Consider the following 26600-nt stretch of genomic DNA (forward strand, 5'->3'; position numbering starts at 1 on the left):
GTAAAAGCGAGCTTTTCAACACTCGCCCCAAGGTGGACGTTCGGAACTCCTCGCGCGGGGCCAGGCATGCGCCGTATCGACATCGATGATGTTGGCGAATGAGCGCTACGCTCACGCCCAATGACTAAGTCGCTCTAAAACCTGCCCAGAATGATATGAGAAGCCTTGATAAGGGCTGCTACCGGCTTGCCGATGCTGAGTTCAAGGCCATCTGCATGCTCATTGCTCAGTACCGCGGCAATGTGCGCCCCGCCCGGCAGTTCAATCTCCACCTCGGTTTCAGCGGCGCCCCGTATTGTCTGCCTGACTTCGCCGCGCAGCAAATTGTCCGATGGATCATTGGGTGCAAAGTCGGAGTCAACCAACAGGACCCAAGAGGCTTTTATCAGCGCGTAGATGGCCTCCCCTACCTCGAGTCCAAGACGTTCCGTGCTGTCGTTCGTAATCGAAGCGAGCAAACGATCACCGCTGTCTAAATGGAACTCAACCTGATCATTGACCTCGCCTCGCTGAATCGAGCTGACCTTGCCGAACAACTGGTTACGCGCACTGGTTTTCATGCGCAACCGCTCCATGATCTCGAGAAAGGATGAGATCCCGGCATCCTCACCCAAGCGTTCGAGAAAAAGCTGATGCTCTCGCTCATAGCGATGGAAGGCTTCGATCAAGGCATGTCCGGCTGGCGTCAAGCGGGTCCCGCCACCGCCCTTGCCACCGGCACTGCGCTCGACGAGCGGGCTGCCGGCGGCGGCATTCATGGCATCGACAGAGTCCCAGGCGAACTTGTAGCTCACGCCCACGGCTTTCGCTGCCTGGCTGATTGAGCCTGTGCTGTCGATCCGCGACAGCAATGCGATACGCCTTTCCCCGGCCAGGTCCTTGCCGTTGTGCGTGATCCAGAAACGCCCTTCCAGCTTCATCGTATGTCTGCGAGTAGTGGTCCCGCTGGCATCTTACCACCGGGACCCGTACTTACTTCGCGATGGATGGGTGCCTCACATCCGATAACCTTCCGCCCTCTTTTTCGCCCTACCCGTTGCGCGCTCGAACACAGTACCGGTCAACACATTGGCATAAAAAAACCGGGCCCTGGGGCCCGGCGGGGATGATTGGTAGGGTGGGCTTCAGCCCACCGATACAGGGTGCGTGGTGGGCTGAAGCCCACCCTACTCCACTCGATTTCACGCTTGGAAGCCCGGCCTTGCGGGCCGGTTGTTGGGCATCGTCTTCGGCTCAGCAGCAACCTACAGCAGGGGCAGGGTATAGCTGACAATCAGGCGGTTTTCATCCTGATCGTTCTGGGTCGCCACGCTGCTGCGCAGGACCGCATTGCGCCAGGAGAAACCGACCCCTTTGAAGGCGCCACCCTGCACCGCGTAGTCCAGGCGGAAGTCGCGCTCCCACTCGGACTGATCACCGGTTTTCGAGTCGATGTGGTCGCCCTTCAGGTAGGTGATCACGGCTTTCAGGCCCGGCGCTCCGGCCTTGGCGAAGTCATAGGCATACTCGCTCAGCCAGGTGCGTTCGCCCGCGCGCGCGAACTTGCCGATCTGCCGGTCGGTGATCAGGTACGCCGTCGCCCCGTCGCCCTGATCGAGGTAGGGGAAGTTGCTGTCGCCGGCGACTTGCTGATAACCGGCGCTGAGCGCGTGGCTGCCCAGGCTGTAGGTGAACAAGCCACTCCAGGTGCGGTTGTCGACTTCGCCGCTGTGGCGGTCGCCGGTGTTCCAGAAACCACTGCTTTTGAAGCCCTCGTTACGACCGCTGAGGCTGCTGTTCTTGCCATCGGAGCTGCTGTTGAAGTAGCGCAGGTCGGACTTCAAGCTGCCCGCCGGCAAGGCCAGGGTGTGGGTCAGGCCGAGGAAATGCTGTGTGTAGAAATCTTCCAGGTTGCCGTAGTAGTACTGCGCCAACAGGTCCTTGCTGATTTTGTAATCCGCCCCGGCGTAGTAGAAGGTGTTGCTGAACTGCGGATTATTGGTGCGGTTGTTCGCCCCGCCGATCGACAGGCTGTCGCTGTTGCTCGAACTACGGCCTTTGGCATGTTCCAGCTGGCCGCCGATCAGGGTCAGGTTGTCGATCTCGCCGGAGCTGATCTGGCCACCTTCGAAGGTCTGCGGCAACAGGCGACCGTCGTTGTAGGTCACCACCGGCAGCTTCGGCAACAGCGTGCCGAGCCGTGCTTCGGTCTTGGAAATCCTCGCCTTGCCGGTCAGCCCGAGGCTGCTGAAATTGTCCACCGCCTCGCCATTGCTCTCGGTCGGGAACACCGTGCCGCTGTAGCTGCTGCTGGTCGGGTTGTAATGCCTGCCTTTGCCGGAATCCAGTTTGACCCCGAGCAGGCCCAGGGCATCGACCCCCACCCCGACGGTGCCTTCGGTGTAGCCGGAGGTGTAGTTGAAGATGAAGCCCTGGCCCCACTCTTCCTGCTTGTTCGGCGTGGTCGCGGCCTTGTTTTCCCGCGCGACATTGCGGTTATCGGTGTTGATGTAGAAGTTACGCAGGCCGAGGCTGGCCTTGCTGTCTGCGATGAAGCCGGCGGCAGTGGCCTGTTGAGTCAGGATGCCGAAAGCGATGGCCAGCGCCAGGGTGGATTTTCTCATTTCTAAAGCTCCAAAGTTCTTATTGGTGTGTCCTGGCTACAAGCCTTTCCCCTGCACACCACCCGCTGTCGTGCAGCAACCCTGGCGAGGCGGCGGCCTCAGAGGGGGCACGATGCTCAGGTTGTTTTCCTATCGCTATATCTTGTTGAATATAGCGATAGACAAACGCCATGATCGCTGAGGTCTCAGCTGTCACTGATTAGGGATGGTTACGAGCGCTTTGAACGCTCAGAAAGTGCCAACAAGCGCAGGACGGCGTGCATAACGCCAAAACTTGACTTTAAAGTCAATTATTTTCAAGATGCGGAAATTCGACATCGGGTGCCTGTTCGCTGCCGAACAGCTGCAAAGGCTGACACCGCATCCCGAGTCATCGAGGCAGTGACTTTGCTGCCGCCAGCCAGGGTGCCGTGACCAAGGCAACAACCTCTTCGCCCGCTGTTAGGCCGAGGGTTCAACACCCTGCAACGTGACGGTGAAACAACTTGTCACCGTTTGGCTGAGTGAACGACGCCGCCAGCCGGAGTGCTGAAAGCTCCTTTGAAAATTGCGTGTACGGGGTTTCCCCCTCTGTACTTTCGAGGTCATACATGGCGCTATATAGTCAGCTACATAGCGGTATCGGGCGGGGACGCAGCATCACGGCAATCGTCACCCAGGCCAGTTGCGAGGTGCTTGGGCTCATGCCTGGCATGCGAGCTTGTGCCTTCTTCAAAGCGTCAAGCGTGATTCTGGCTCGCGATGCCTGAAACACGCCCTGTGTTCTCAACGATCCACAAAAACAAGGAGCAGTCCATGATTCATCGTATGTCTCGCCTGGTTGTCGCACTGTCAGCCAGCATTGCACTTAGCAGCGCGCTGGCCGAAGAGGTTCAAGTGGCCGTTGCCGCCAACTTCACCGCACCCATTCAAGCGATTGCCAGCGACTTCGAGAAGGATACCGGCCACAAGCTGGTTGCCGCCTTCGGAGCCACTGGTCAGTTCTATACCCAGATCAAGAATGGCGCGCCCTTCGAAGTTTTCCTCGCGGCTGATGACAGCACGCCGGCCAAGCTGGAAAGCGAAGGCGATAGCCTCGCCGGCTCGCGCTTCACTTATGCCGTCGGCACCCTGGCCCTGTGGTCGGCAAAGGACGGCTATGTCGACGCCAAGGGTGAGGTGTTGAAGAAAAACCAGTTCAAACACCTGTCCATTGCCAACCCGAAAGCCGCACCCTATGGCTTGGCCGCCACCCAGGTTCTGGAAAAACTGAACCTGAGCAAAGCGGTGGCTCCGAAGATCGTCGAGGGGCAGAACATCACTCAGGCCCTTCAGTTCGTCGCCAGTGGCAATGCCGAACTGGGCTTCGTTGCTCTGTCGCAGGTCTACAAGGACGGCAAAATAACCAGTGGCTCGGCCTGGATAGTGCCTGCGGAGCTGCATGATCCGATCAAGCAAGACGCGCTGATCCTCAACAAAGGCAAGGACAACCCTGCTGCCAAGGCTCTGGTGGAATATCTCCGAGGCCCGAAAGCCGCTGCTGTGATCAAATCCTACGGTTACCAACTTTAAGTCCGGGAGATAGTCCGCGATGCCACTTACCAGCGCCGATTTCGCTGCGATCTGGTTGACCCTGCAGTTGGCATCGCTGACTACGGCCTTGCTGCTAGTCATCGGCACACCCATTGCCTGGTGGCTGGCACGCACCCATTCAAGGATGAAAGGCCCCGTGGGCGCAGTAGTCGCGCTACCTCTGGTGCTGCCTCCAACCGTGATCGGCTTTTATCTGCTGGTCACGATGGGGCCCCACGGCTTTATCGGGCAGCTCACCCAGAGTCTGGGGTTGGGCACATTGCCTTTCAGCTTCGCAGGGTTGGTTGTGGGCTCGGTTTTTTACTCGATGCCCTTCGTCGTACAGCCCATTCAAAATGCCTTCGAAGCCATTGGTGACCGCCCCCTGGAGGTAGCGGCTACGCTGCGGGCAAGCCCCTGGGACACGTTTTTCTCAGTGGTGCTACCGCTGACCAAACCAGGTTTCATCACGGCATCGATCCTCGGCTTCGCGCATACCATCGGCGAGTTTGGCGTGGTGTTGATGATCGGCGGGAATATTCCCGAGAAGACCCGAGTCGTCTCGGTGCAGATCTTCGATCATGTCGAAGCAATGAATTACGCCCAAGCCCACTGGCTAGCCGGCGGCATGGTGGTGTTCTCTTTCCTGGTGCTGCTGGCGCTCCACTCCAGTGGGCGGATGAAACCGGCTGGACGCTGATGCGCGTAGAACTGATTTATCAAGGGATCTTCCAGGCATGAGCAGTACCTCCATTACGGCCCCATCGCTCCTCGACGAATCGTCAGACGGTCAGATTCATGCTCGTTTTCGCGTGCCTTATCCTGAATTTTCTCTTGATGTCGACTTGCATCTCCCTGGCCGCGGGGTTACCGCGCTGTTCGGGTATTCGGGCTCTGGCAAGACCACTTGCCTGCGCTGCGTCGCCGGGCTGGAGCGCGCGGCAGAAGGCTATCTACGGGTCAATGGCGAGCTGTGGCAAGACAGCAGCAAGCGCCATTTCCTGCCCCCTCACAAGCGTGCGCTGGGTTATGTATTTCAAGAAGCCAGCCTGTTCGAGCATCTTTCCGTGCTGCGCAACCTGGAATATGGCCTGAAGCGCATAGCCGCGAACGAGCGGCGGGTGGCGCTGGAGCACGCGGTGGATCTGCTGGGTATCGAGCACTTGCTCGACCGCATGCCCGCGCGCCTTTCCGGTGGCGAACGTCAACGCGTCGGTATCGCCCGCGCCCTGCTCACTAGCCCGAAATTGCTACTGATGGATGAGCCACTGGCAGCCCTCGATCTCAAACGCAAAGGCGAAATACTGCCTTATCTGGAACGCCTGCATGACGAACTGGATATCCCGATTCTTTATGTCAGCCACTCGCCAGATGAGGTCGCCCGCCTGGCTGATCACTTGGTCTTGATGGATGAAGGCAAGGTGCTGGCCAGCGGCCCGATTGGTGAAATCCTCGCTCGCCTGGATTTGCCCATGGCGCGCGGCGAAGAGGCGGGCGTGGTGATCGAAGGCCTGGTGACGGGCTACAACCCGGTTTATCAGCTGCTGAGCCTGGGCTTTCCGAACAGCGCCATGAGCGTCCAGGTCGCCCACTCGCCAGTCACGACAGGCAAACACATGCGCTTCAAGGTTCAGGCTCGTGATGTGAGCTTGAACCTGGAAAAGCCAATGCACAGCAGCATTCTGAATTTGCTGCCGGTCACCGTAACCGCTGAAGTGCCCGCGGATAACGCAGCCCACGTGTTGGTCCGCCTGGAGATGGAAGGCACGCCGCTGCTGGCCCGAATCACTCGCTATTCGCGTGATCAGCTTGGCCTGCACATCGGCCAGCGATTGTGGGCACAGATAAAGTCGGTAGCCCTGCTGGCATAGCTGCACGATCCAGCCAATCACCGGCTCCGGGGCTAAACGCTAGCAAGCTCCTCAACGAAATCCTCGAATCGGGTGGGTGTAGTGCTCTCGGGCTTGCGGCCCTCGCGGGACTTGACTCGCCTTTCGTTAAAGGCCTGTGCCAACTCGGCAGACAGGCTGGCGAGGTTCTCGGAGAAACCCGCCTGCTGGAGCGCCTCGACCAACTCGGTGTAGGAGAGCTGCACATACGCCAGGTCAGGCTTGCCGAGGCGCGCCCCGAGGATGCGCGTGGCCTCGGCGTAGGTGAGGTCACGTGGCCCGAGCAGTTCGCGCACTACGACGCCGCTCCAGTTGCGGTCCCTGAGCGCCTTTGCTGCGACCTCGGCGATATCGCGCGTCGCGATCATCGGGATCGCGACATCGGCTGCTACAGCGTCGCCGTTGATACCTTGCTCCTTGATGAACCCAAGAGCTCCGTAGAAGTTCTCGAAGAGCGCCCCCGCACGCAGGATGAGTACGTTCGCGCCCTCAAGCCCGCGCAGCCGCGCCTCTTGCGCATGCAGGCTGACGATCGGCCCGGTGCCCGAAGGCAGGTCCGCCCCGACACTGCTGAGGGCAACGACATGACGGGTGCCGCTGTCGTGCAAGGCCTTCACGATGGCCTCGCCTTGCGCTTTCTGCGCGGCGTGGTAGTCGATCGTCTGCACCTCGTATGGCAACAGCGTGTAGACCGCATCCGCGCCGCGGAAGGCCTTCGTCAGAAACGCAGCGTCGGTCGGGTCGCCGGCAAGCACTTGTGCGCCGGCGCGGGCCAGCCCGGCAAGCTTGCTCTCCGAGCGCCCGAGAGCGCGCACCTGCTCGCCCGCTTGCAGTAACAGCTCGGTGATTCTCTTTCCGGTATGACCGGTGGCGCCCATCACAGTGATCATGTCGTCCTCCTCATGGCTTCGAGCCTTCGGCAGATGCCTTCGGTCTCTCGTTCATTTGCCTAGCGTCCAGTCTCGGCTCAGGAAGCAGGACTCTCAATGACTCCGAGTCGCTGATTCATGCTCATTCGTCCAGAGGTTCTGGACGGTTCAACGGCTGACGCGCAGATTAATCCCCATGAATGATCAAGACGTATGGGCACCAGTGGATCCGCTCGGCGAAGCACTGCACTTCCTGCGGATGAGTGGCGCCTTCTATTGCAGTTCCGAGTTCACGGCTCCGTGGGGGCTTGCACTGCCCTTAATGCAGCAGTGCCTGATGTTCCACGTCGTCACTTCAGGCCGGTGCTGGCTCGAAGTCGAAGGCAGCGACCCCCTGCTGCTGCAGCCGGGAGATCTGGCGCTCGTGCCGCATGGCGAAGGCCACCGACTCACGAGCGAGCCTGGCATTGCCGCCGCACCGCTGTTCGATCTCCCTCGAGAGGGCGTCAGCGAACGTTATGAAATCCTTCGGCACGGCGGAGGTGGTGCGGCCACGACTCTCGTCTGCGGTGCCGTGCGCTTCGATCACCCGGCTGCGCATCAGCTTGTCAGACTCCTGCCTAGGGTGATCAGCGTCGAGGCATCGAATTCTCCCCAGGTGGACTGGATCCAAAGCACGCTGCGTTTCATCACGGCCGAAGCCAAGGCGCTGCGGCCAGGCGGCGAAACGGTCATCACCCGCCTCGCCGACATTCTGGTGATCCAGGCCATCCGAGCGTGGATCGAGCGCGACCCAAGTGCGCAAACAGGCTGGCTCGGCGCGCTCCAGGACAAGCAGATCGGCCGCGCCATTACGCTCATCCATCGCGATCCGGCGCGCGCATGGACGCTGGCATCACTAGCGGGCGAGGTCGCGATGTCACGCTCGGCATTCGCCGCGCGCTTCACCGAGCTCGTCGGCGTGCCCGCGATGCACTACGTGGCGCGCTGGCGAATGCACCTTGCGTTGAGCTGGCTCAAAGAGAATGACGCGGGGATCGGCGATCTGGCGAGCCGCCTCGGCTACCAGTCCGAGGCGGCGTTCAGCCGGGCCTTCAAGCGCTTCATCGGCGTCTCGCCAGGCGCGATCCGGCGCAACGCAGGCGCGGCATACGCTGGCAGCGAGATAGCTTATGGGGGATAGTTTCATTTCAAGAGCGCGTTGATCGGCTTGCGCGTGTCCTCTATTGCCGATCGCCGCCACTCACCAGCATTTCCTGCACGTGCTGGAAGACAGCTGCGCAACGCTCAGATCACGGCCAATGGCTGCTTGCGCCTGGGCGAGGGAAACGCCACATCGAGACGTTGCAGATCGTCCGCGTCTAGGCAAAGGTCCAAGGCGGCGGCGTTGTCGCGTACATGCGCCAGCTCAACCGCCTTGGGAATCGCGATCACACCTGGCTGCTTAAGCAGCCAGGCCAGCGCCACCCGTGCCGGGGTGGCCGCATACCGTTCGGCGACCTCGGCCAGCGCGGGATGCCGTAGCAGGCGACCGCCCTGCCCGACCGGACAATAGGCCATCAGCGGCATCCGTTGCGTCTGGCACCAGGGCAGCAGGTCGAACTCGATGCCACGCGCCTCCAGGCTGTACTGCACCTGATTGGTCACGCAGGCCGGGTTGTCCAGTTCGTGCATATCGTCGAGATCGAAATTCGACACGCCCCAACGGCGAATCTTGCCCTGCTCGCGCAAACGCTCGAAGGCTTCGACGGTTTCCTCCAGCGGGTACTGGCCGCGCCAGTGCAACAGGTAAAGGTCGATCACCTCGGTGCCTAAGCGCCGCAAGCTGCGCTCACAGGCGGCCGACACACCTTTACGGCTGGCGTTGTGCGGGTAGACCTTGCTGACCAGAAAAACCTGATCGCGCAAGCCACGGATGGCCTCCCCGACCACTTGTTCGGCACCGCCTTCGGCGTACATCTCGGCCGTGTCGATCAGGCTTAGACCCAGCTCGATACCCTGGCGCAGCGCGACGATCTCACGGCCGCGCTGCGCCGGTTGCTCCCCCATGTGCCAGGTACCCTGACCAATCACCGGCACCCGGGTGCCAGCCAAATCAACTGTGCGCATGCACTACCCCATGTGGTTTCAGTTCAAGTCGGGGCTGAGACAGGCGCGCCTTCACCCCAGCCTTTAATCGGCAAGCGATTAAGACTCATCCCAAGGGTCGTAGGTCCCAAAACTCCAGACATGCCCTTCCAGATCGCGGCAGCTGAAACCGCGGCCTCCGTAGTCTTCGTTTTTGAGCTCGATGACGATGTGCGCACCGGCTGCCTGCGCCTGGGCATAGATGGCATCGGCATCGGTGACCACCATATAGAGACTCTGGGTATTGCCGCCGACCTGATCCGGCTGGCGCATCAACCGGCCGTAAGCGGACGCCGTTTCATCAGCCGAACCGAGCATCAACATGCCATTGCCGCAACTCAGCTGCGCATGGGCGATGCCGCCGCGCTCATCGGGCACCACCAGATGCTCCTCAAAGCCAAACGTACGACAGAGCCAGTCGATGGCGGCAGGCGCATCGCGGTAGCGCAGGCAGGGAATCAGGTTGGCGCGGGTGGGTTTGGCAAAGACTGACATGGCGACCTCTCAGGAGCTTGTAGATTATCGGACTCAGGCTCAGAAGCTGTTTTCAAAATCGTCGAGCGAAGGTCAGGCAAGGCGCAACGTAGCGAAGCGGAGTAACAGCCGTAGGCTGGCCCGCAGGGCGAACGTAGTGAGTCAAAATGGCTGAGGACGCGGAATATACGAGCTGTAAATGAGCATTCCGAAGCCATTTTTAACGCAGCATCACGCGCGAAGCCCGTAGACAATTTGAAAGCAGCTTCTCAGGACACTTCAGCGTAGCCGCGCCCCTGCCATTGCAGCAGGCAAAAACCATGACCGAAGGGATCGGCAAAAGTCGCGATACGCCCCCACACTTCGCCGCGGATAGCGCCCTCGCTACGCGCCCCGGCGGCCAAGGCCCGGTCACAGGCTGCCGGCAGATCATCCACGACGAAATCAAGGTGCAGAGGCGTCCAGTGTCTGCGGTAATCGCGCTCGTCACCTACGCAGGCCGTGCTACCGGCGGGGTTGTGCAGGAGATAGAGAGGCGCCGGCCCGCCCAGCAGTTCGGCAACGTCACCGTCGAACAAGCGACGGCTCAGCCGCAGGTCCAGGGCTTGAGTGTAGAAGGTGATCGCCGCATCCAGATCCGGCACGTCGATATTCACTAGCCATTGCATAGCGGTACCTCGCAGGCTGCCAATACCATCCATTTAAGGGCAACTGTAGGTTGGCGCTGAACACAGTGATGCCCAACATGGAGTCGCCTTGCGACTCCTGTGCCCTGGCTCGCGCGTGAAAGCCCGGCCTTGCAGCCGGTTTGGGCATCTCCTTTGGCTCAGCACCAACCTACGCGCCAACGAGTTTGTGCCGGCGCAGAGGGCGGAGTCGGCCTCGGCGTAGGTTCAGCGTTGGGCGGAGGTCAGCAGCAGCAACAATGAAACCGGCTGCTCGCTATCCGGGTGCAGCGGCTCTTGCAACCACTGCAGGCGCCAGCCGGTTTCCGCGAGCAGCGTCAGCCAGGACTCCAGCGTGCGGAAGAACCAGGGCATCGGCTCATTGAAGCCTTCACCGAAACCGGCGAAGGTCTCGACCCGCCAGCCATCCTGGTAAATGCCTTCGCCACGAGCACTCCAGGGGTGGATGGTCTGGATCAGCAAGGACCCGCCCGGCGCCAGCAGCCCATGCAGGGAGCGCAAGACCGGCGCCAGGGGCTCTTCGAGCAAGGCGAAATTACAGACCAGCACCTCAAAACGCCCAAGCATGGCCGCCTGCGCCTCAAGCTCGGCATAGCCGCAGACCCGGTAATGCCCCGAACACACCGCGCGGGCGACCTCGATCAGCGGCGCCGAGGCATCCACCCCGACCGCTTCGATACCATGTGCCATCAGCCCGCGGCACAGCCACCCTTCGCCACAGCCGATATCCAACACTCGCTTCGGCTCGCAGGCCAGTATCGCCCGCAAGATCGCCGCATCCGTTACCAGCCGCCGGCTTTCAATCCGCTGCTCGCGCACAGCCGCCGTCCACGCATCGGCATTGGCCTGCCAGCTGAAGTTGAGCTGTTCACGATGATCGCGTTGCATAGGGCACTCGGGGCGACTAAGAGGCTGTTCATGATCTGCTCGCGAGATCGTGAACAGCCTCTGAAACCATTGCAATTAAAACGTTAGCTGGATTCTAGGCGAGCTGACAGCGTCTAAGCTCTTAACAAATGCGAGCAACACGCGTACCAGGGCCAAGCAAATATGGGCGCACGATGGCAATCCGACGCAGAGCAGGCTGAGCTCCCCGCGCACAGCCTCCCCGAAGTTTCTTTGCCCGTGGCGAAGCCCCGGTCAAAAACCCGCTGGTTGTTCTGGATACTGCTGTTGTTACTGCTGCTGGTGGCGCTAGCTGTGCCGCTGAGGGAGGAAATGCAAACGGCCAAATACCAGGCCCGAGAATTCAGCCGCTACGCCGCCACTCTCAGCTATAGCGTGCAACCCGGCCCCAGCGACTCCATCCACTTCCCCCAGGATGGGCCATTCGACAAGCGCCTTGGCTACGCCTACATGCCGCTGATGCTGGAGCGCCTGCAACGACGCGACTACCTGATCCTGAAACAAGCGCACTTTTCCCCGGCCATGCTCGACTACGGCAAACGCGGCTTCTTTGTGCCCTACCAGGAGAAGCTCCAAACCGGATTGGACATCACCGACTGCAGGGGGCTGCCGCTCTACACCTTCCGCTATCCACAACAGTTCTACTCGAGCTTCAGCAGCATCCCGCCACTGGTTGTGCGCAGCCTGTTGTTTATCGAGAACCGCGACCTGCTGACCACCGAACAACCGCTGGCCAACCCGGCGGTGGACTGGCCGCGTTTCACCCTGGCGGCCCTCTCGCAAGTGGGCAAGAAGCTTGAGTTGCAGCAGCAATCCGCTGGCGGCAGCACCCTGGCCACACAGTTGGAGAAGTATCAACACTCGCCGGATGGGATGACCGTTTCGGCCAAAGAAAAACTCCGGCAGATGATCTCCGCCAGCGTCCGCGCTTACCGAGGCGGGCCGCAGACCCTCGCCGCCCGCGAAACTATTGTGCGCGACTACCTCAACAGTGTGCCGCTCTCTGCCGCACCCGGGTATGGTGAAATCCACGGGCTGGCCGATGGCCTGCGGGTCTGGTACGGCGCCGACTTCCAGGCGGTGAACCGCCTACTCGACCCGCCGCAATCACCCGAGGCTAGCATTGCGCAGCGCGGCCTGGCTTTGCGTCAGGTGCTCTCACTGATGATCGCCCAGCGGCGTCCGTCCTATTACCTGGCGCAGGGCCGCAGGGAGCTGGCCGCCTTAACCGATAGCCACATTCGCCTGCTGGCCCAAGGTGGCGTAATCGATAACGCACTGCGCGAGGCTGCCCTGGCTAGCCATGTCACCTTCCGCGATTTAGTCCTGCAGCCCACGCTGCAACCCGTTGAGAGCAACAAAGGCATCAGCGTCGCCCGCAGCCGCCTTGCCGGCTTGCTGAATAAGCCGCTGTACGACCTCGACCGGATGGACCTGGCAGCCACCACCACACTGAACGGCGAGTTGCAGCAAGCCGCCAGCGCCTACCTGCGCAAACTCGCCGACCCCACCTTCGCCGAGCAGATCGGCCTGTTTGGCGAACGCCTGCTATCCGCAGAAAAAACCCAGGACGTGCGCTACAGCTTCACCCTCTTCGAGTTAACCGCCGATGGCTCGCGGGTGCGGGTGCAGACCGACAGTACCGACCAGCCCTTCGATATCAACGAAGGCAGCAAGCTGGAACTCGGCTCCACCGCCAAGCTTCGCGTGCTCACCACCTACCTGGAAATCATAACCGAGCTGCACCAGCGCTTCGCCGGGCAACCGCCGGCCGAGCTGCGCAAACTTAAAGTTGAAGTCCCCGAGCAGGATCGCCTGAGCCGCTGGGCCGTCGACTATCTGGCCAGCAGCAAAGACCAGAGCCTGCCGGCCATGCTCAACGCCGCGCTGGAACGGCACTACTCGGCCAGCCCCGGCGAGAGCTTCTTCACCGGCGGCGGGCTGCATACCTTCAGCAACTTCCGCCGCGAGGACAACGGCCGCAACCCGACGCTTCGCGAGGCGTTGCGCGAATCGATCAACCTGCCGTTTATCCGCCTGCTGCGCGACCTGGTGCGCTACAGCACTTACCAGGCACCGAACAACAGCGCCGAACTGCTGAAGGACGACCGCGACCCGCGCCGCCAGCTCTACCTCAGCCGCTTCGCCGACCGCGAGGGCACGGTGTTCCTCCTGCGCTTCTGGCGCAAATACCAGGGCAAAAACGCATCGGAGCGCCTCGACACCTTCCTCGACGGCCTGCGTCCTACCGCCACACGCCTGGCGGCGGTGCACCGCTACCTGATGCCGGAGGTCGATGAAGCGACGTTTGGCGCCTTTATCAACGCCCATCTGCCGCAGGAAAAGATCGGCGACAAGCGCATCAACGAGCTGTACAACAAATACGGCCCCGGCGCCTACAGCTTGCCGGATCAGGGCTATATCGCCCGCGTGCACCCACTGGAGCTGTGGCTGCTCGGCTACCTGCTGCAACACCCGCAGGCCAGCTTCAAGGACGCCGTGACCGCCAGCGATTTCGAGCGCCAGGAAGTCTATGGCTGGCTGTTCAAGAGCCGCCACAAGGGCGCCCGTGACAGCCGCATCCGCATCATGCTGGAGGTCGAGGCCTTCCTCGATATCCATCGGCGCTGGCAGCGGGTCGGCTATCCCTTCGACCACTTGGTGCCATCGCTAGCTACTGCGATTGGCAGTTCCGGCGACCGCCCAGCGGCGTTGGCCGAACTGATGGGCATCATCCTCAATGACGGCGTGCGCCAACCGACCATTCGCATCGACAGCGTGCACTTCGCCGCCGAGACCCCCTACGAAACCAGCCTCGGCATCGATCCAGATCGCGGCCAACGGGTGCTCCCGGCGGAAGTCGCCGCAGCCCTACGTGAGGTGCTCTCGCAAGTGGTCGACAGCGGTACCGCCCGGCGCCTGCAGGGCAGTTTCACCCTGGCCGACGGCACCCCACTGACCCTCGGCGGCAAGACCGGCACCGGTGACAACCGGATCGAAGCCGTCGGCTCCGGTGGGCGTATCCTCAGTTCACGTGCCATCAACCGCACCGCCACGTTCGTCTTCTACCTCGGCAGCCACCACTTCGGCACCCTCACCGCGTACGTCCCCGGCCGCGCGGCGGAAGGCTTCCGCTTTACCTCGGCGTTACCGGTACAGGTGTTGAAAGGCATGGCGCCGACTCTCCAGCCGTACCTGGAACCAAACGGCAACACGCGGTGCCAGTCCCCCCTACAAGTCAGTGGAAAATAACCAGGTTGAAGGTCGCCGCAGCCTTGTAGGGTGGGCTTCAGCCCAGCACAAACCTTATATCGGTGGGCTGAAACCCACCCTACGTGACTAGCGCGACGGCTAAGCACGCGCGGGGGGAATTCTGCGGCCAGCAACTCCCAGGCAAAAAAACCGGCCCAACACCCAGAGGATGAGGACCGGCGAAGCACTATCGGATCGGCTGTACCTGTTATGCGTCTGCTGCAAAACACTCAGGCAGGGGCAGGTTCTAAGAAACTGTTCAAGATCGTCGCGAGCGCAGGTCAGGGCCGCACCCGTTCCCTACGGGTAGCGGCATTCCCCACATCCATGTGGGTCACAAGGCGTAACAACAACAGGTGAGGAAGCGGAGTTTACGAGTGGTAAATGAGCATTCCGAGCCTGTTTTCAACGCAGCATGGCCAAGCGCAGCAGATATTGAACCGCTTCTAAGGCATGTTGCCGATGATTCGCCTGATCTCTTGCTCAGAGAACCCGCGCAGCGTCTGCGTCCGCACATTGCCAAGCGAGCCTGCTTTCAGTAACAAGGTGGTTGCGGCCTCATCGGCCCCCTCGACAATAAGCACCAAGTCGTAATTGCCGACGGTCCAGTAGGCGGCCTTGACCGTGATGCCGAGCGTCTCTGCCATTGCCTTGAATGCTTGGTAACGATCCGGTGAGTCTTTGACCGTCCGGATGCCCTGATCGGTGAAGTTCGCTAGCGTGATGAAGGTTGCCATGGTCTCACCCCTGTTCAGGTAGATTGATGGCGGTCACTGGGTCGGCAGCGATTACCTGGAAGAGGACCGCCATTCATCCAAATCCGCGAGTCCGACCGCACCTTTGGGCCTGTTTCTGCCATATCCCTACTCGGGCCCAGGCCGCTGCTCCGCTCCGGCAGAGCATCTTGGTAGGAATAGCAGCCCACTGCACCACACGCATGACCGCTGATCCACTGAGGCAAAAAAAAACCGGCCCAACACAACAAGGTGTGGGCCGGCGAAGCACAATCGGTCGCACGCACGGTGCCTGAGCCGCAAAGAGTGGAAGACACTCCCGCCCCAGGCTGAAACGGCAGCTGAACGACCAGTCAGCTGCCGCTGGATGGCTTAACTGACAGCAGGAGCTCCCTGGACGCCGTTGTGAGCTTCCTGATACTCCTGCTCGGCTTCGGCGAAACGCTTCAGCATGGCCGCCGAAGGGGCCTTGCCCAGCAGGCTGAACACCAGGATGGAGATGGACGCGAAGATGAAGCCCGGGATGATTTCGTACAGGCCAAGCCAGCCGAACTGCTTCCAGACGATCACGGTGAGAGCACCGACCAGCATGCCGGCCAGTGCGCCGTTGCGGGTCATGTTCTTCCACACCAGGGAGATCAACACCACCGGGCCGAAGGCAGCACCGAAGCCCGCCCAAGCGTAGGAAACCAGGCCGAGTACGCGGTTTTCCGGGTTGGAAGCCAGCCAAATGGAGACCAGCGCCACCAGCAACACCATGGCACGGCCGACCCAGACCAGTTCGAGCTGGCTGGCATTTTTCCGCAGGAAGGATTTGTAGAAGTCTTCGGTCAGGGCGCTCGAGCAAACCAGCAACTGGCAGCTCAAGGTGCTCATCACCGCGGCCAGAATGGCCGACAGCAGCACACCGGCAACCCAAGGGTTGAACAGGATCTTCGCCAGTTCGATGAATACCCGCTCCGGGTTTTCGCCCACAGCGCCGCCGACTTCCGGGTGCGCTGCGAAGTAGGCGATGCCGAAGAAGCCAACGGCGACGGCGCCACCCAGGCACAGAATCATCCAGGTCATGGAGATGCGGCGTGCGGCCGGGATCGATTTCACCGAATCCGCCGCCATGAAGCGCGCGAGGATGTGCGGCTGGCCGAAGTAGCCCAAGCCCCAACCCATCAGCGAGATCACGCCAACGAAGCTGGCGCCCTTGAGCATGTCGAAGTTGGTGGCGTCATTCAGCTCGATGGCGGCGAAGGTCGGATCGATACCGCCGGTCGCCAGCATTACCACGATCGGGGTAAGGATCAGCGCGAAGATCATCAGCGATGCCTGCACGGTGTCAGTCCAGCTGACAGCCAGGAAGCCACCGACGAAGGTGTAAGCGATGGTCGCCGCAGCACCTGCCCACAGCGCGGTCTGGTAAGACATGCCGAAGGTGCTTTCGAACAGACGCGCGCCTGCCACGACGCCGGAGGCGCAGTAGATGGTGAAGAACACCAGGATCACCACCGCGGAGAAGATACGCAGCACGCGGCTGTGGTCTTCGAAGCGGTTGGTGAAGTAGTCCGGCAGCGTCAGGGCGTTGCCGTTGTGCTCGGTCTGCACGCGCAGACGGCCGGCGACGAACAGCCAGTTCAGGTAAGCGCCGACGATCAGACCGATGGCGATCCAGCTCTCGGACAGGCCGGACATGTACACCGCGCCCGGCAGACCCATCAACAGCCAGCCGCTCATGTCGGAGGCACCAGCCGACAGTGCGGTTACAAAGCTGCCGAGGCTACGGCCGCCGAGGATGTAATCGGACAGGTTATTGGTGCGCAGATAGGCAAAAAGGCCGATCAGTACCATGGCTGCGATATACACCACGAAGGTGATCAGCATTGGAGTGTTAGCAGTCATTGGGGGACTCCCCTCTCATTTGTTTTTATTCAGGCAACGGGGATAGGCCCGCACCCTTGATTGGCAAACGGCGTCGCTTGTGGCGAACGCCTGGTACGCCCTCCCCGTTAAGGGAAAAAGCGGAAGTGAGGGAGCAGTGATGCCCCTCACCCTACAACGTGCTCAGTTGGTGGTGCGTAGGCTGGGTAGAGCGAAGCGAAACCCAGCCTACGTGTCGCTGATTATTCCGCGTCGACGAGTGATAGCAGCGAGGCGTTACCACCCACCGCGGTGGTATTCACCGAGGTGCTGCGCTCGTTGGCAAAGCGCAGCAGGTAGCTTGGGCCGCCCGCTTTCGGGCCGGTGCCGGACAGGCCGCAACCGCCGAAGGGCTGCACACCGACCACGGCACCGATCTGGTTGCGGTTGACGTAGAGGTTACCGACCCGCGCCAGCGACTCGATGCGCCGTGCGGTTTCTTCATTGCGGCTGTGTACGCCGAGGGTCAGGCCATAGCCGGTGGCGTTGATTGCGCCGACCACTTTGTCCAGATCCGCAGCTTCGAAGCGCACGATGTGCAGGATCGGGCCGAAGTTCTCTTTCTTCAGTTCGTTGATGCCGCTGATTTCGAACGCCACCGGGGCGATGAAATGGCCATCCAGGCCAGCAGGCAGAGTGGCTTCGGCAATCAGCTTGCCCTCGCCTTTCAACTGGGCAATGTGCGTTTGCAGGCCAGCCATGGCTTCAGCGTCGATCACCGGGCCGACATCGCTGGTGATCAGGTTCGAGGCACCGACTGTCAGCTCAGCCATGGCGCCTTTGAGCAACTCGATCACGCGGTCGGCGATATCCGCTTGCACATAGAGCACGCGCAGGGCCGAGCAACGCTGGCCGGCGCTGGTGAAGGCGGAGTGCACGGCATCATTGACTACCTGCTCAGGCAGCGCGGTGGAGTCGACGATCATGGCGTTCTGGCCACCGGTTTCGGCGATCAGAGCGGCGATCGGGCCGTCTTTCTCGGCCAACTGGCGGTTGATGATCCGTGCGGTGTCGGTCGAACCGGTGAAGCACACACCAGCAACGCGGGCATCTCGGCAGAACACGCTGCCGAGAGTGGCGCCGTCGCCTGGCAGGAAGGCAATCACGTCGGTCGGCAGGCCGGCCTCGAACAACAGTTCCAGCGTGCGCGCAGCGATCAGGCTGGTCTGCTCGGCCGGCTTGGCCAATACGCAGTTACCGGCAACCAGTGCGGCGCTGATCTGGCCGAGGTAGATCGCCAACGGGAAGTTCCACGGGCTGACGCAAACGAAGATGCCGCGGCCTTCATGGAACAGCTCGTTACGCTCACCGGTCGGACCATGCAGCTCTTCACGGCCCAGACGCAGGCGCGCCTGCTGGGCGTAGTAGCGGCAGAAATCCACGGCTTCGCGGACTTCGTCGATGCCGTCTTGCAGGGTCTTGCCGGCTTCCAGGGTGCACAGCGCCATCAGCTCGCCGCGCTGCGCTTCGAGCAAATCCGCGACGCGCTCGAAAATCGCCGCACGCTGCTCCACCGGGGTCGCGTTCCAGCGCGGCCAGGCCGCCGCCAGAGCATCCAGCGCCTGACCGGCCTGGGCGGCGCTGGCGAACTGGGCAGTACCGACCAGCCTGCTCAACTCGTAAGGGCAACGCACTTCTTGCGCGGTGCCAGGCAGTGTCTGCCCGTTGATCACCGGTGCGGCTTGCCATTGACGGTTGAGGTGCGGCTGATAGGCGAGCTCAAGCTCATTCCAGGACTGCTGAATGTTCATGTTGATGCCTTGGGAGTTTTTCCGCGCGGGGCCGAACAGGGCCGGCGGGAGGGGGATTTTGTCGTTTGCGAGGCTTTTGAATTTGCGCAGTTGCGTCACCGGATGATCGATCAAGGACTCGACCGGAATGCTCGGATCGACCAACTGGTGCACGAACGATGAGTTGGCGCCATTTTCCAGCAGACGCCGCACCAGGTACGGCAGCAAGTCTTTATGCGCACCAACTGGCGCATAAATGCGCACGTTCTTGCGGTGTTTCTCGATGATCGTGTCGTACAGCGCATCGCCCATGCCGTGCAGGCGCTGGAATTCGAACTCGCGGTCACTGGCCATCGCCAGGATGCAGCTCACGGTATGGGCGTTGTGGCTGGCGAACTGCGGGTAGATCACCCCACGGGTGAAGTCCGAAAGCAGGAAGCGCGCGCAGGCCAGGTAGGAGGTGTCGGTGCCTTCCTTGCGGGTGAACACCGGGTAACCATCCAGGCCCCACTGCTGCGACTGCTTGATCTCGCTGTCCCAGTAAGCGCCCTTGACCAGGCGCAGCGGCATCTTCGCGCCCAGCTCTTTGCCCAGCAGCGTCAGCCACACCAGCACCGGCAGGCAACGCTTGGAGTAGGCCTGGACTACCAGGCCGAACTCACCCCAGCCGGCGATCGCCGGGTCGCGCATGAGCTTCTCGAACAGCTCCAGCGACAACTCGAGGCGGTCGGCTTCTTCGGCGTCGACGGCGATGCCGACGTTCAGCTTGCGCGCCCGGATCGCCAGCTCGCGGACATTGGCGAACAGTTCGGTGAGCACGCGCTCACGCTGCGCCACTTCATAGCGCGGGTGCAGGGCGGAAAGTTTGATCGAGATCGACGGCTTCGGCCCTGGGCCGACCTGCGGCTCGGCGCCGACAGTGTCGATGGCCTTGCGGTAGTCGGCCATGTACTTCTCGGCATCTGCAGCGGTCAGCGCCGCTTCACCGAGCATGTCGAAGGAATAGGTATAGCCCTGTTCGCGGCACGGACGGCCGTTCTTCAGCGCTTCACTGATGCTGCGGCCGAGGACGAACTGCTTGCCCATCAGCTTCATCGCCTGGTTCATCGCCGCGCGAATCACCGGCTCGCCGGAGCGTTGCACCAGCTTGCTCAGCACGCCGCCGGGCTTGCCGGTGCTGGCGCCATCCAGGTTGACCACCTTGCCGGTCATCACCAGGCCCCAGGCCGCGAAGTTGACCAACACGTTGTCACTCTTGCCGAGGTGACGATCCCACTCGGCGGCGTTCAGCTTGTCGCGGATCAGCGCGTCGGCGGTGGCGGCATCCGGTACGCGCAGCAGAGCCTCGGCCAGGCACATGAGCATCAGCCCTTCCTGGGTATCGAGGCTGTACTGGCGAAGGAGTGCGTCGAGGGTATCGACGGCGTTGTCCCGGCTACGAACGTCTTCGATCAACGTCCGGGCGCCGCTGCGGATAGCTGCGATGCCAGATTCACCAGGATCGGCGAGCTCGAGGAGCTCTGCGAGATAGGCTGCCTCGTCAACGCTGTAATTAGCGCTGATGACAGGGAAAAAATCGGCGGCCTTTTGGGAGGAGATCCGGGTAAGGAACTCGCCCTGCAAGACGTGACTGGCTTTGAACATCACGCCCATCCTCTTGTGGAGACTGTTGTTATGGAGACTGTTATGGAGACTGTTGCGATGGAAACCACTGTTATGGCGACCACTGCTATGGGTCTAGCTCAGTGCTGCTGCTCAGGCCAAATAACACTTCGGCCTAAACGAACGCGACTGTGCAAGTGGATGGCGGAATTTAGTGGCACAGGCATGACAGGTTCTTGCAAGAACCTCTGGAGTTTTTGCAAAAAGCTCTATTCAAGGGAACTTCCGCCCAGAGGCACGCTGTATAACGCCAATCCGCTCGTTCATTTGCATGCCCGGCGACTCGACCATGGAGCATGCTCAGAACCCGCAACGGCTACAGGTGGAACTCGGCAGCGGGGCGACTCACTCAGCGCCGCGCAGGCGCTTGGGGGTCAGGCCGAGGTAGCGGCGCATCGCCGTGGTCAGCGCGCTCTGGCTGGAGAAGCCGCACTCTTCGGCGATGCGAATCAATGGCAGAGCGCTCTCGCGCAGCAAACGCGCGGCACGATCAAGGCGGGTTTTCAGCAGGTATTGGTGCGGGGTGAGGCCGACGCTGTCTTTGAACTGCGCATGGAAATGGCTGGGGCTGAGACAGACCACCTGCGCCAGCTCGGCGACGCTGATGCGCCGCGCCAGGTGCTCGCCGATATAGGCATCCAGCCGCTCGACATTCAGCAGGCCCACCGTCCGGTTCGTCTGCTCGCCAAATAAGCGCAGGTGCAAGGCCCGCAGCAGTACGCCGCCGAGGGCGCGGGCCAGTTGCGGATCGCTGCCATAACGGGCCAATTCGGCGCCGGCGTAACTCAGCAGGTTCTGAAAATCCGCGTCCAGCGCCGGGTAGCGCGGGGTGTCGAACAGGTGGCCGAGCAGTTCCAGGTCTTCCGCCGAGTTGCCCTGCTCATCCAGATCGAGGATCAACATGCGGTTGTCGCCAACCCCGGCGAACTGGTGCTCGGCATCGCCAGGCACCAGGCAGGCGCGCATCCGACACACCTCACCACCGCGGCCATTGACCTCGAACTCGGCGCGGCCAGACAACGACATCACCAACTGGTGATGGTCATGGGCATGTTCGTGGGCTTGGTCGTCCAGACGGATCAGGCGTGCGTTGAGCATGGCGGCTGCTGGTCAAATTTTGCGCATTTTACGGGAGTACGCGGGTATTTCCCAGCAAACACCGACCAGCGCAAAGGCGGCGTTCGCAACCGCGTGGGATTGAATTACTTCGACCGCCAACCCATCTACCCTTCATGTAGTCATGACAAGGTGCCGCATGAACGATCAGCACATTACCCCGGATATCGTCGACGACGACACGCGCCCCCACAGCCAGAGCCTGACCCTGCCCGGCCAACGGCTGCCGGAACGACTCTATGTGATCCCCATCCACAACCGCCCGTTCTTCCCGGCACAGGTGCTGCCGGTGATCGTCAACCAGCAGCCTTGGGCGGAAACCCTGGCGCGTGTGGTCAAGACCGAGCACAAGAGCCTGGCGCTGTTCTATATCGACACCCCGCCGACAGATGCCAGCGGCTTCGACCCGGATAACCTGCCCGAGCACGGCACGCTGGTGCGCATCCTCCATGCCACCGAGGAAGGCGGAAAGTTGCAGTTTATCGCCCAGGGTCTGACCCGCGTGCGCATCCTCGGCTGGCTCAGCCATAAACCGCCCTACCTGGTGGAGGTCGAGTACCCGCAAAGCCCGAAGGAATCGAGCGATGAGGTGAAGGCCTACGGCATGGCATTGATCAACGCGATCAAGGAATTGCTGCCCCTCAACCCGCTGTACAGCGAAGAGCTGAAGAATTACCTCAACCGTTTCAGCCCGAACGACCCCTCGCCGCTGACCGACTTTGCCGCCGCCCTGACCAGCGCACCCGGCGCCGAGTTGCAGGAAGTACTGGACACCGTGCCTATGCTCAAGCGCATGGAGAAGGTGCTGCCGCTGCTGCGCAAAGAGGTGGAAGTGGCACGCCTGCAGGGTGAGCTGTCGGCCGAGGTCAACCGCACCATCGGCAGGCACCAGCGGGATTTCTTCCTAAAGGAACAGCTCAAGCTGATCCAGCAGGAACTGGGCCTGACCAAGGACGACCGCAGCGCCGATATCGAGCAATTCGAGCAGCGTCTGGAGGGCAAGACCCTGCCCGAGCAAGCACACAAACGCATCCTTGATGAGCTGAACAAACTGACGATCCTCGAAACCGGCTCGCCGGAATACGCCGTCACGCGCAATTACCTGGACTGGGCCACCGTTATTCCCTGGGGCGTTTACGGCCAGGACAAGCTCGACCTCAAGTACGCGCGCAAAGTGCTAAATCAGCAGCACGCAGGGCTCGACGACATCAAAGAGCGCATCCTCGAGTTCCTCGCCGTCGGCGCCTTCAAGGGCGAGATTTCTGGCTCCATCGTGCTGCTGGTGGGCCCTCCGGGAGTCGGCAAGACCAGTATCGGCAAATCGATCGCCGAAACCCTTGGCCGTCCGTTCTATCGCTTCAGCGTCGGCGGTATGCGCGACGAGGCGGAGATCAAGGGCCACCGCCGTACCTACATCGGCGCTCTACCCGGCAAGCTGGTACAGGCGTTAAAGGACGTCGAAGTGATGAACCCGGTGATCATGCTCGACGAGATCGACAAGCTCGGTGCCAGCCACCAAGGCGACCCAGCCTCGGCGCTGCTGGAGACGCTCGACCCGGAGCAGAACGGCGAATTCCTCGATCACTACCTGGATCTGCGCCTGGACCTGTCCAAGGTGCTGTTCATCTGCACCGCCAACACCTTGGATTCGATCCCCAGCGCGCTGCTCGACCGCATGGAAGTCATCCGCCTGTCCGGCTACATCGCCGAGGAAAAACTCGCCATCGCCAAGCGCCACCTGTGGCCCAAGCAACTGATGAAAGCCGGGGTGCCGAAACAGCGTCTGGCGATCAGCGACAGCGCGCTGCGGGCGCTGATCGAAGGCTACGCTCGCGAGGCAGGCGTGCGTCACCTGGAGAAACAACTGGGCAAACTGGTGCGCAAGGCGGTGGTCACGTTGTTGGAACAGCCTGATGCGAAGCTGAAGATTGGCCCGAAGGACCTTGAGGGCTACCTCGGCATGCCGGTGTTTCGCAACGAGCAGGTGCTCTCCGGCGTCGGTGTGCTCACCGGTCTGGCCTGGACCAGCCTGGGCGGCGCCACCTTGCCGATCGAGGCCACGCGCATTCACACGCTGAACCGCGGCTTCAAGCTCACAGGCCAGCTCGGCGAGGTGATGAAGGAGTCGGCCGAGATTGCTTACAGCTACATCAGCTCGCACCTGAAGGATTACCAAGGCGACCCGACGTTCTTCGACCAGGCCTTCGTCCACCTGCATGTGCCGGAAGGCGCGACGCCGAAGGACGGCCCCAGTGCGGGCATAACCATGGCCAGCGCGCTGCTCTCGCTGGCGCGTAACCAGGCGCCGAAGAAAGGCGTGGCGATGACCGGCGAGCTGACCCTCACCGGCCATGTCTTGCCGATTGGCGGAGTGCGCGAGAAGGTCATTGCGGCGCGGCGGCAAAAAATCTTCGAGCTGATCCTGCCGGAAGCCAACCGTGGCGACTTTACCGAGCTGCCGGACTACCTCAAGGAAGGCCTGACCGTGCACTTCGCCAAGCGCTATGCGGATGTGGCCAAGGTGCTGTTCTGATCGTAACGGCAGGTTTGTAGCCCGGCTAAACGTACGACGGGGGTCATCCAGGGTTGGATTCCGGGCAACCCGCCGCACGATCCAGGCTACGAATGTTCAGTGCCTTGAGGTTATGCTGGCGGCCAGTGTTAGACTGACAGGAACTGTTTATGACTGCTGCCCGCCTGCTCTTACCCCTCACTCTCAGTCTGCTCGCCGCCTGCGCGCAGCAGCAGCCAAGCAACGTCACGCTGCAACAGAGCCAGCAGGACGAATGCCCGCTGGACCTACACAGCGGACAACAGCTGACCCTCACCCTGGCCAGCAATCCCACCACTGGTTTCCGTTGGGAAGTGAAGGACGCCGCGCCTGGCGTGCTGCGCAGCCTGGGCCCTGAGGTCTACAGCAATCCGGAAGACGCCGGCCTGGTCGGCAGTGCCGGACAGTCAACCTGGCGCTTCCAGGCCACCAACCCGGGCGACGGGCGCTTGCTGCTGCTCTACCACCGCCCCTGGGAAGTGGATGTCGCACCGGCCAAGACCTTCGACTGCCACATCAGCGTGAAATAAAGAGTTCTGTACCTGTTAAATGCTCAGCCGGGCTGTAGCTCTTCGTAGGAGTGAGCTCTGCTCGCGAAAGCCCATCACGCCAAAGCATTGCGGACGAGAGACAGCCTGTAGGTTAGAGCTGAACGCAGTGATGCCCCCCCCCCACGCGACTCCCCGTGCTCGGTCTCGCGCTTGGCAGTCCGGCCTTGTAGACCGGTTGTTGGGCATCGCCTACGGCTCAGCAGCAACCTAGGGTTTTTGCGCAGCCTCCCAGACAAAACGGCGGTCCCGTAGGTTAGCGCTGAACGCAGTGATGCCCAACAAGGAGTCGCCCCGCGACTCCCGGCGCTCGGCAGCCTACGTGAAAGCCCGGCCCTGCTGGCCGGTTGTTGGGCATCGCCTACGGCTCAGCGCCAGCCTACGCCTTGCACGGCGCGATTTGAGCCTGCACCTGACGCGTGTCGCCTGTGGTTCGACGCCATGGCCGGGCATAGTCGCCACTCAAGCAACCGTTGAGGATCGAATATGCGATGGCTGATAGTGGCGTTGATCGGTGCACTGGCCTTTCTCTATGGGCGGGCAAGCGACTGGGCGCAACCCTGCCTGCTGGCTAAACCTATCCCGGTGATCGCCTTGCTGCTCTGGCTGCGTAGTGCGCCAGCGGGTCTCTATCGACGCTGGATCAGCCTCGGCCTATTGTGCTCCCTGGCTGGCGATATGCTGCTGGAATGGCCGGCCGACCTCTTCGTCTTCGGCCTTGGCGCTTTCCTGCTGGGTCACTTGGCCTACCTGTTCGCCTACCTGGGCGACAGCCGTCGCCTCGCGCCGGCGGCCCTGCTCCTCGCCGCGGCGGCAGGTGCCGGCATGTTCACCACGCTCGCCAGCAGCGGCCTCGGCCCGCTGCTGATCCCCGTAGCGGTGTATGCCCTGGCCATCAGCGCGATGCTCTGGCGCGCCCTGGCGCGGATCGGCACGCCAGGCGTGAGTAGCACCTCGGCTTGGCTTGCGGCCGGGGGTGCGGCACTGTTTGTGCTGTCCGACAGTCTGATCGGAATCAACCGTTTTGTTACACCTTTTGTCACCGCGCCGTACGCCATCATCCTCAGCTATTGGCTGGGTCAGTGGGGCATCGCTGCCTCGGCGATTCACCGTCTGCCGCGTTGATCTGCCGACTCAAAAATGAAACGGCAGCCGCTCGTTAAATCGTCTATAGCAAATAGGGAGAGAACTGAAATCAGGGGGAACATCATGAGCGGCGGTCGGTGTAGTACGTTTGTGGTTCTCTCGGCAGGATTACTGGCTGGCTGCGGTAGCCTGCTGCCGAGCGAGCATGCGGAGACCCTCTCGCCCTTCGGTGATTATACGGATACCGAAATTCGCTTTTCCCAAGCCGCGCCAGGTAAGACCACTCGCCCTGAGCTGTTCTCCCTGGGATTCGATCCGCTCACCCAAGGCAATGGGCGCATGCTGTCGTTTATCGACGTGCGGCTGATGTTCGTCCAACCCAATATACCCTTGTCCTACTTGCCGGACGGCATAGTCAAATGCCTTGAGGCCAAGGATCGCTGCATCGGCTATGCCTTCGAGTTCTCCAAGACCGATACGCAACGTGTCGGCAGCTTCTGGGCCGACGTGCTCAACTTCAGCAAGAATCGTGCGGTGCAAGGCTGGGCCTTCCGCGCAGTCTTCGTGCTGGTAGACGACACCCTGGTGCACAAAGTCAGCAGCGGAGAACCGAACATCCGCCGCATTGATTCGAAAAAGAACCCCTTGGGACCGATTCAGGGCGCTGGCGAGTTCTTTTCCGACCAGTTGAAGTGATGGTAGTTTGGCTAGAAGCTGCTCAAGATCGTCGCGAGCGCAGGTCAGGGCCGCACCCGTTCTCGAAAATGCTCCCGGCATTTTTCCTACCTCCCCCATCCATGGGGTCGCCTACGGGTAGCGGCATTCCCCACATCCATGTGGGTCACAAGGCATAACAACAGCAGGCGAGGACTCGGAGTTTACGAGTTGTAAATGAGCAGTCCGAGCCT

At 61.6% G+C, this 26600-nt stretch carries 21 protein-coding genes; 10 read left to right on the plus strand and 11 right to left on the minus strand.

Features of this window, described 5'->3' with window-relative positions; all coding sequences use genetic code 11:
• Positions 1–134: 134 nt before the first annotated feature.
• A complete protein-coding gene (locus D3879_RS13370) occupies positions 135–920 on the minus strand; it encodes a TOBE domain-containing protein (RefSeq protein ID WP_119954700.1) in 786 nt (261 codons plus the stop codon).
• Positions 921–1244: 324 nt separating this feature from the next.
• Positions 1245–2603 (minus strand): OprD family porin, encoded by a 1359-nt coding sequence (locus D3879_RS13375; RefSeq protein ID WP_119954701.1) that lies wholly within the window; start codon positions 2601–2603, stop codon positions 1245–1247.
• A gap of 590 nt (positions 2604–3193) precedes the next feature.
• Here D3879_RS13375 and D3879_RS13380 point away from each other — a divergent pair.
• Genes D3879_RS13380 through modC form a run of 4 tightly spaced genes read left to right on the plus strand, consistent with a single transcriptional unit; the run spans position 3194 to position 6025 of the window.
• The gene (locus tag D3879_RS13380) at positions 3194–3352 is read left to right on the plus strand and encodes a TOBE domain-containing protein (RefSeq protein ID WP_119954702.1); all 159 of its coding nucleotides are present in this window, start codon (positions 3194–3196) and stop codon (positions 3350–3352) included.
• A gap of 46 nt (positions 3353–3398) precedes the next feature.
• A complete protein-coding gene (gene modA, locus D3879_RS13385; RefSeq protein ID WP_119954703.1) occupies positions 3399–4154 on the plus strand; it encodes a molybdate ABC transporter substrate-binding protein in 756 nt (251 codons plus the stop codon).
• Between the two features lie 19 nt (positions 4155–4173).
• Entirely contained in the window at positions 4174–4854 is a 681-nt protein-coding gene (gene modB, locus D3879_RS13390; protein ID WP_119954704.1) for a molybdate ABC transporter permease subunit, read from the plus strand.
• 37 nt (positions 4855–4891) lie between these two features.
• Positions 4892–6025, plus strand: a complete 1134-nt coding sequence (modC, locus tag D3879_RS13395; RefSeq protein ID WP_119954705.1) for a molybdenum ABC transporter ATP-binding protein — start codon at positions 4892–4894, stop codon at positions 6023–6025.
• A gap of 32 nt (positions 6026–6057) precedes the next feature.
• Here modC and D3879_RS13400 read toward each other — a convergent pair whose 3' ends face one another.
• Complete coding sequence (locus D3879_RS13400) at positions 6058–6933, minus strand: NmrA family NAD(P)-binding protein (RefSeq protein WP_119954706.1); 876 nt, start codon at positions 6931–6933, stop codon at positions 6058–6060.
• Positions 6934–7108: 175 nt separating this feature from the next.
• On the opposite strand from D3879_RS13400, the gene D3879_RS13405 reads away from it, so the two are divergent.
• Positions 7109–8095: an AraC family transcriptional regulator gene (locus D3879_RS13405; protein ID WP_119954707.1), complete on the plus strand. Its 987-nt coding sequence runs from the start codon at positions 7109–7111 to the stop codon at positions 8093–8095.
• Between the two features lie 104 nt (positions 8096–8199).
• Here the strand turns inward: D3879_RS13405 and D3879_RS13410 are convergent, their stop codons facing one another.
• From D3879_RS13410 to D3879_RS13425, 4 genes are all read right to left on the minus strand, one after another.
• Positions 8200–9021 carry an aldo/keto reductase gene (locus D3879_RS13410; RefSeq protein ID WP_119954708.1) on the minus strand — a complete coding sequence of 274 codons (822 nt, stop codon included), beginning with the start codon at positions 9019–9021 and terminating at the stop codon, positions 8200–8202.
• A 78-nt stretch (positions 9022–9099) separates the two neighbouring features.
• Positions 9100–9534, minus strand: coding sequence for a VOC family protein (locus tag D3879_RS13415; RefSeq protein ID WP_119954709.1), 435 nt, complete (start codon positions 9532–9534; stop codon positions 9100–9102).
• 248 nt (positions 9535–9782) lie between these two features.
• Complete coding sequence (locus tag D3879_RS13420) at positions 9783–10181, minus strand: VOC family protein (RefSeq protein ID WP_119954973.1); 399 nt, start codon at positions 10179–10181, stop codon at positions 9783–9785.
• A 225-nt stretch (positions 10182–10406) separates the two neighbouring features.
• Positions 10407–11087 carry a class I SAM-dependent methyltransferase gene (locus D3879_RS13425; RefSeq protein ID WP_119954710.1) on the minus strand — a complete coding sequence of 227 codons (681 nt, stop codon included), beginning with the start codon at positions 11085–11087 and terminating at the stop codon, positions 10407–10409.
• A gap of 162 nt (positions 11088–11249) precedes the next feature.
• Between D3879_RS13425 and D3879_RS13430 the strand changes: the two genes are divergently transcribed.
• The gene (locus D3879_RS13430) at positions 11250–14357 is read left to right on the plus strand and encodes a transglycosylase domain-containing protein (protein WP_119954711.1); all 3108 of its coding nucleotides are present in this window, start codon (positions 11250–11252) and stop codon (positions 14355–14357) included.
• Between the two features lie 446 nt (positions 14358–14803).
• On the opposite strand, the gene D3879_RS13435 is transcribed toward D3879_RS13430, so the two are convergent.
• The 4 genes from D3879_RS13435 to D3879_RS13450 form a co-directional block, all read right to left on the minus strand.
• The gene (locus tag D3879_RS13435) at positions 14804–15094 is read right to left on the minus strand and encodes a GYD domain-containing protein (RefSeq protein WP_119954712.1); all 291 of its coding nucleotides are present in this window, start codon (positions 15092–15094) and stop codon (positions 14804–14806) included.
• Positions 15095–15463: 369 nt separating this feature from the next.
• Positions 15464–16981 carry a sodium/proline symporter PutP gene (gene putP, locus D3879_RS13440; protein WP_119954713.1) on the minus strand — a complete coding sequence of 506 codons (1518 nt, stop codon included), beginning with the start codon at positions 16979–16981 and terminating at the stop codon, positions 15464–15466.
• 221 nt (positions 16982–17202) lie between these two features.
• Positions 17203–20373 (minus strand): bifunctional proline dehydrogenase/L-glutamate gamma-semialdehyde dehydrogenase PutA, encoded by a 3171-nt coding sequence (gene putA / locus D3879_RS13445; RefSeq protein WP_119954714.1) that lies wholly within the window; start codon positions 20371–20373, stop codon positions 17203–17205.
• 363 nt (positions 20374–20736) lie between these two features.
• Complete coding sequence (locus tag D3879_RS13450; RefSeq protein WP_119954715.1) at positions 20737–21489, minus strand: AraC family transcriptional regulator; 753 nt, start codon at positions 21487–21489, stop codon at positions 20737–20739.
• 157 nt (positions 21490–21646) lie between these two features.
• Between D3879_RS13450 and lon the strand changes: the two genes are divergently transcribed.
• The 4 genes from lon (at position 21647) to D3879_RS13470 (ending at position 26388) form a co-directional block, all read left to right on the plus strand.
• Complete coding sequence (gene lon, locus D3879_RS13455; RefSeq protein WP_119954716.1) at positions 21647–24040, plus strand: endopeptidase La; 2394 nt, start codon at positions 21647–21649, stop codon at positions 24038–24040.
• A 149-nt stretch (positions 24041–24189) separates the two neighbouring features.
• Positions 24190–24588, plus strand: coding sequence for a protease inhibitor I42 family protein (locus D3879_RS13460; protein ID WP_119954717.1), 399 nt, complete (start codon positions 24190–24192; stop codon positions 24586–24588).
• Positions 24589–25092: 504 nt separating this feature from the next.
• A complete protein-coding gene (locus D3879_RS13465) occupies positions 25093–25731 on the plus strand; it encodes a lysoplasmalogenase (protein WP_119954718.1) in 639 nt (212 codons plus the stop codon).
• 84 nt (positions 25732–25815) lie between these two features.
• On the plus strand, positions 25816–26388 hold the full coding sequence (locus tag D3879_RS13470; RefSeq protein WP_119954719.1) for a hypothetical protein: 573 nt from the start codon (positions 25816–25818) through the stop codon (positions 26386–26388).
• The last annotated feature ends 212 nt before the right edge of the window (positions 26389–26600 follow it).

The organism is Pseudomonas cavernicola, from assembly GCF_003596405.1.
Classification (GTDB): Bacteria; Pseudomonadota; Gammaproteobacteria; order Pseudomonadales; family Pseudomonadaceae; genus Aquipseudomonas; species Aquipseudomonas cavernicola.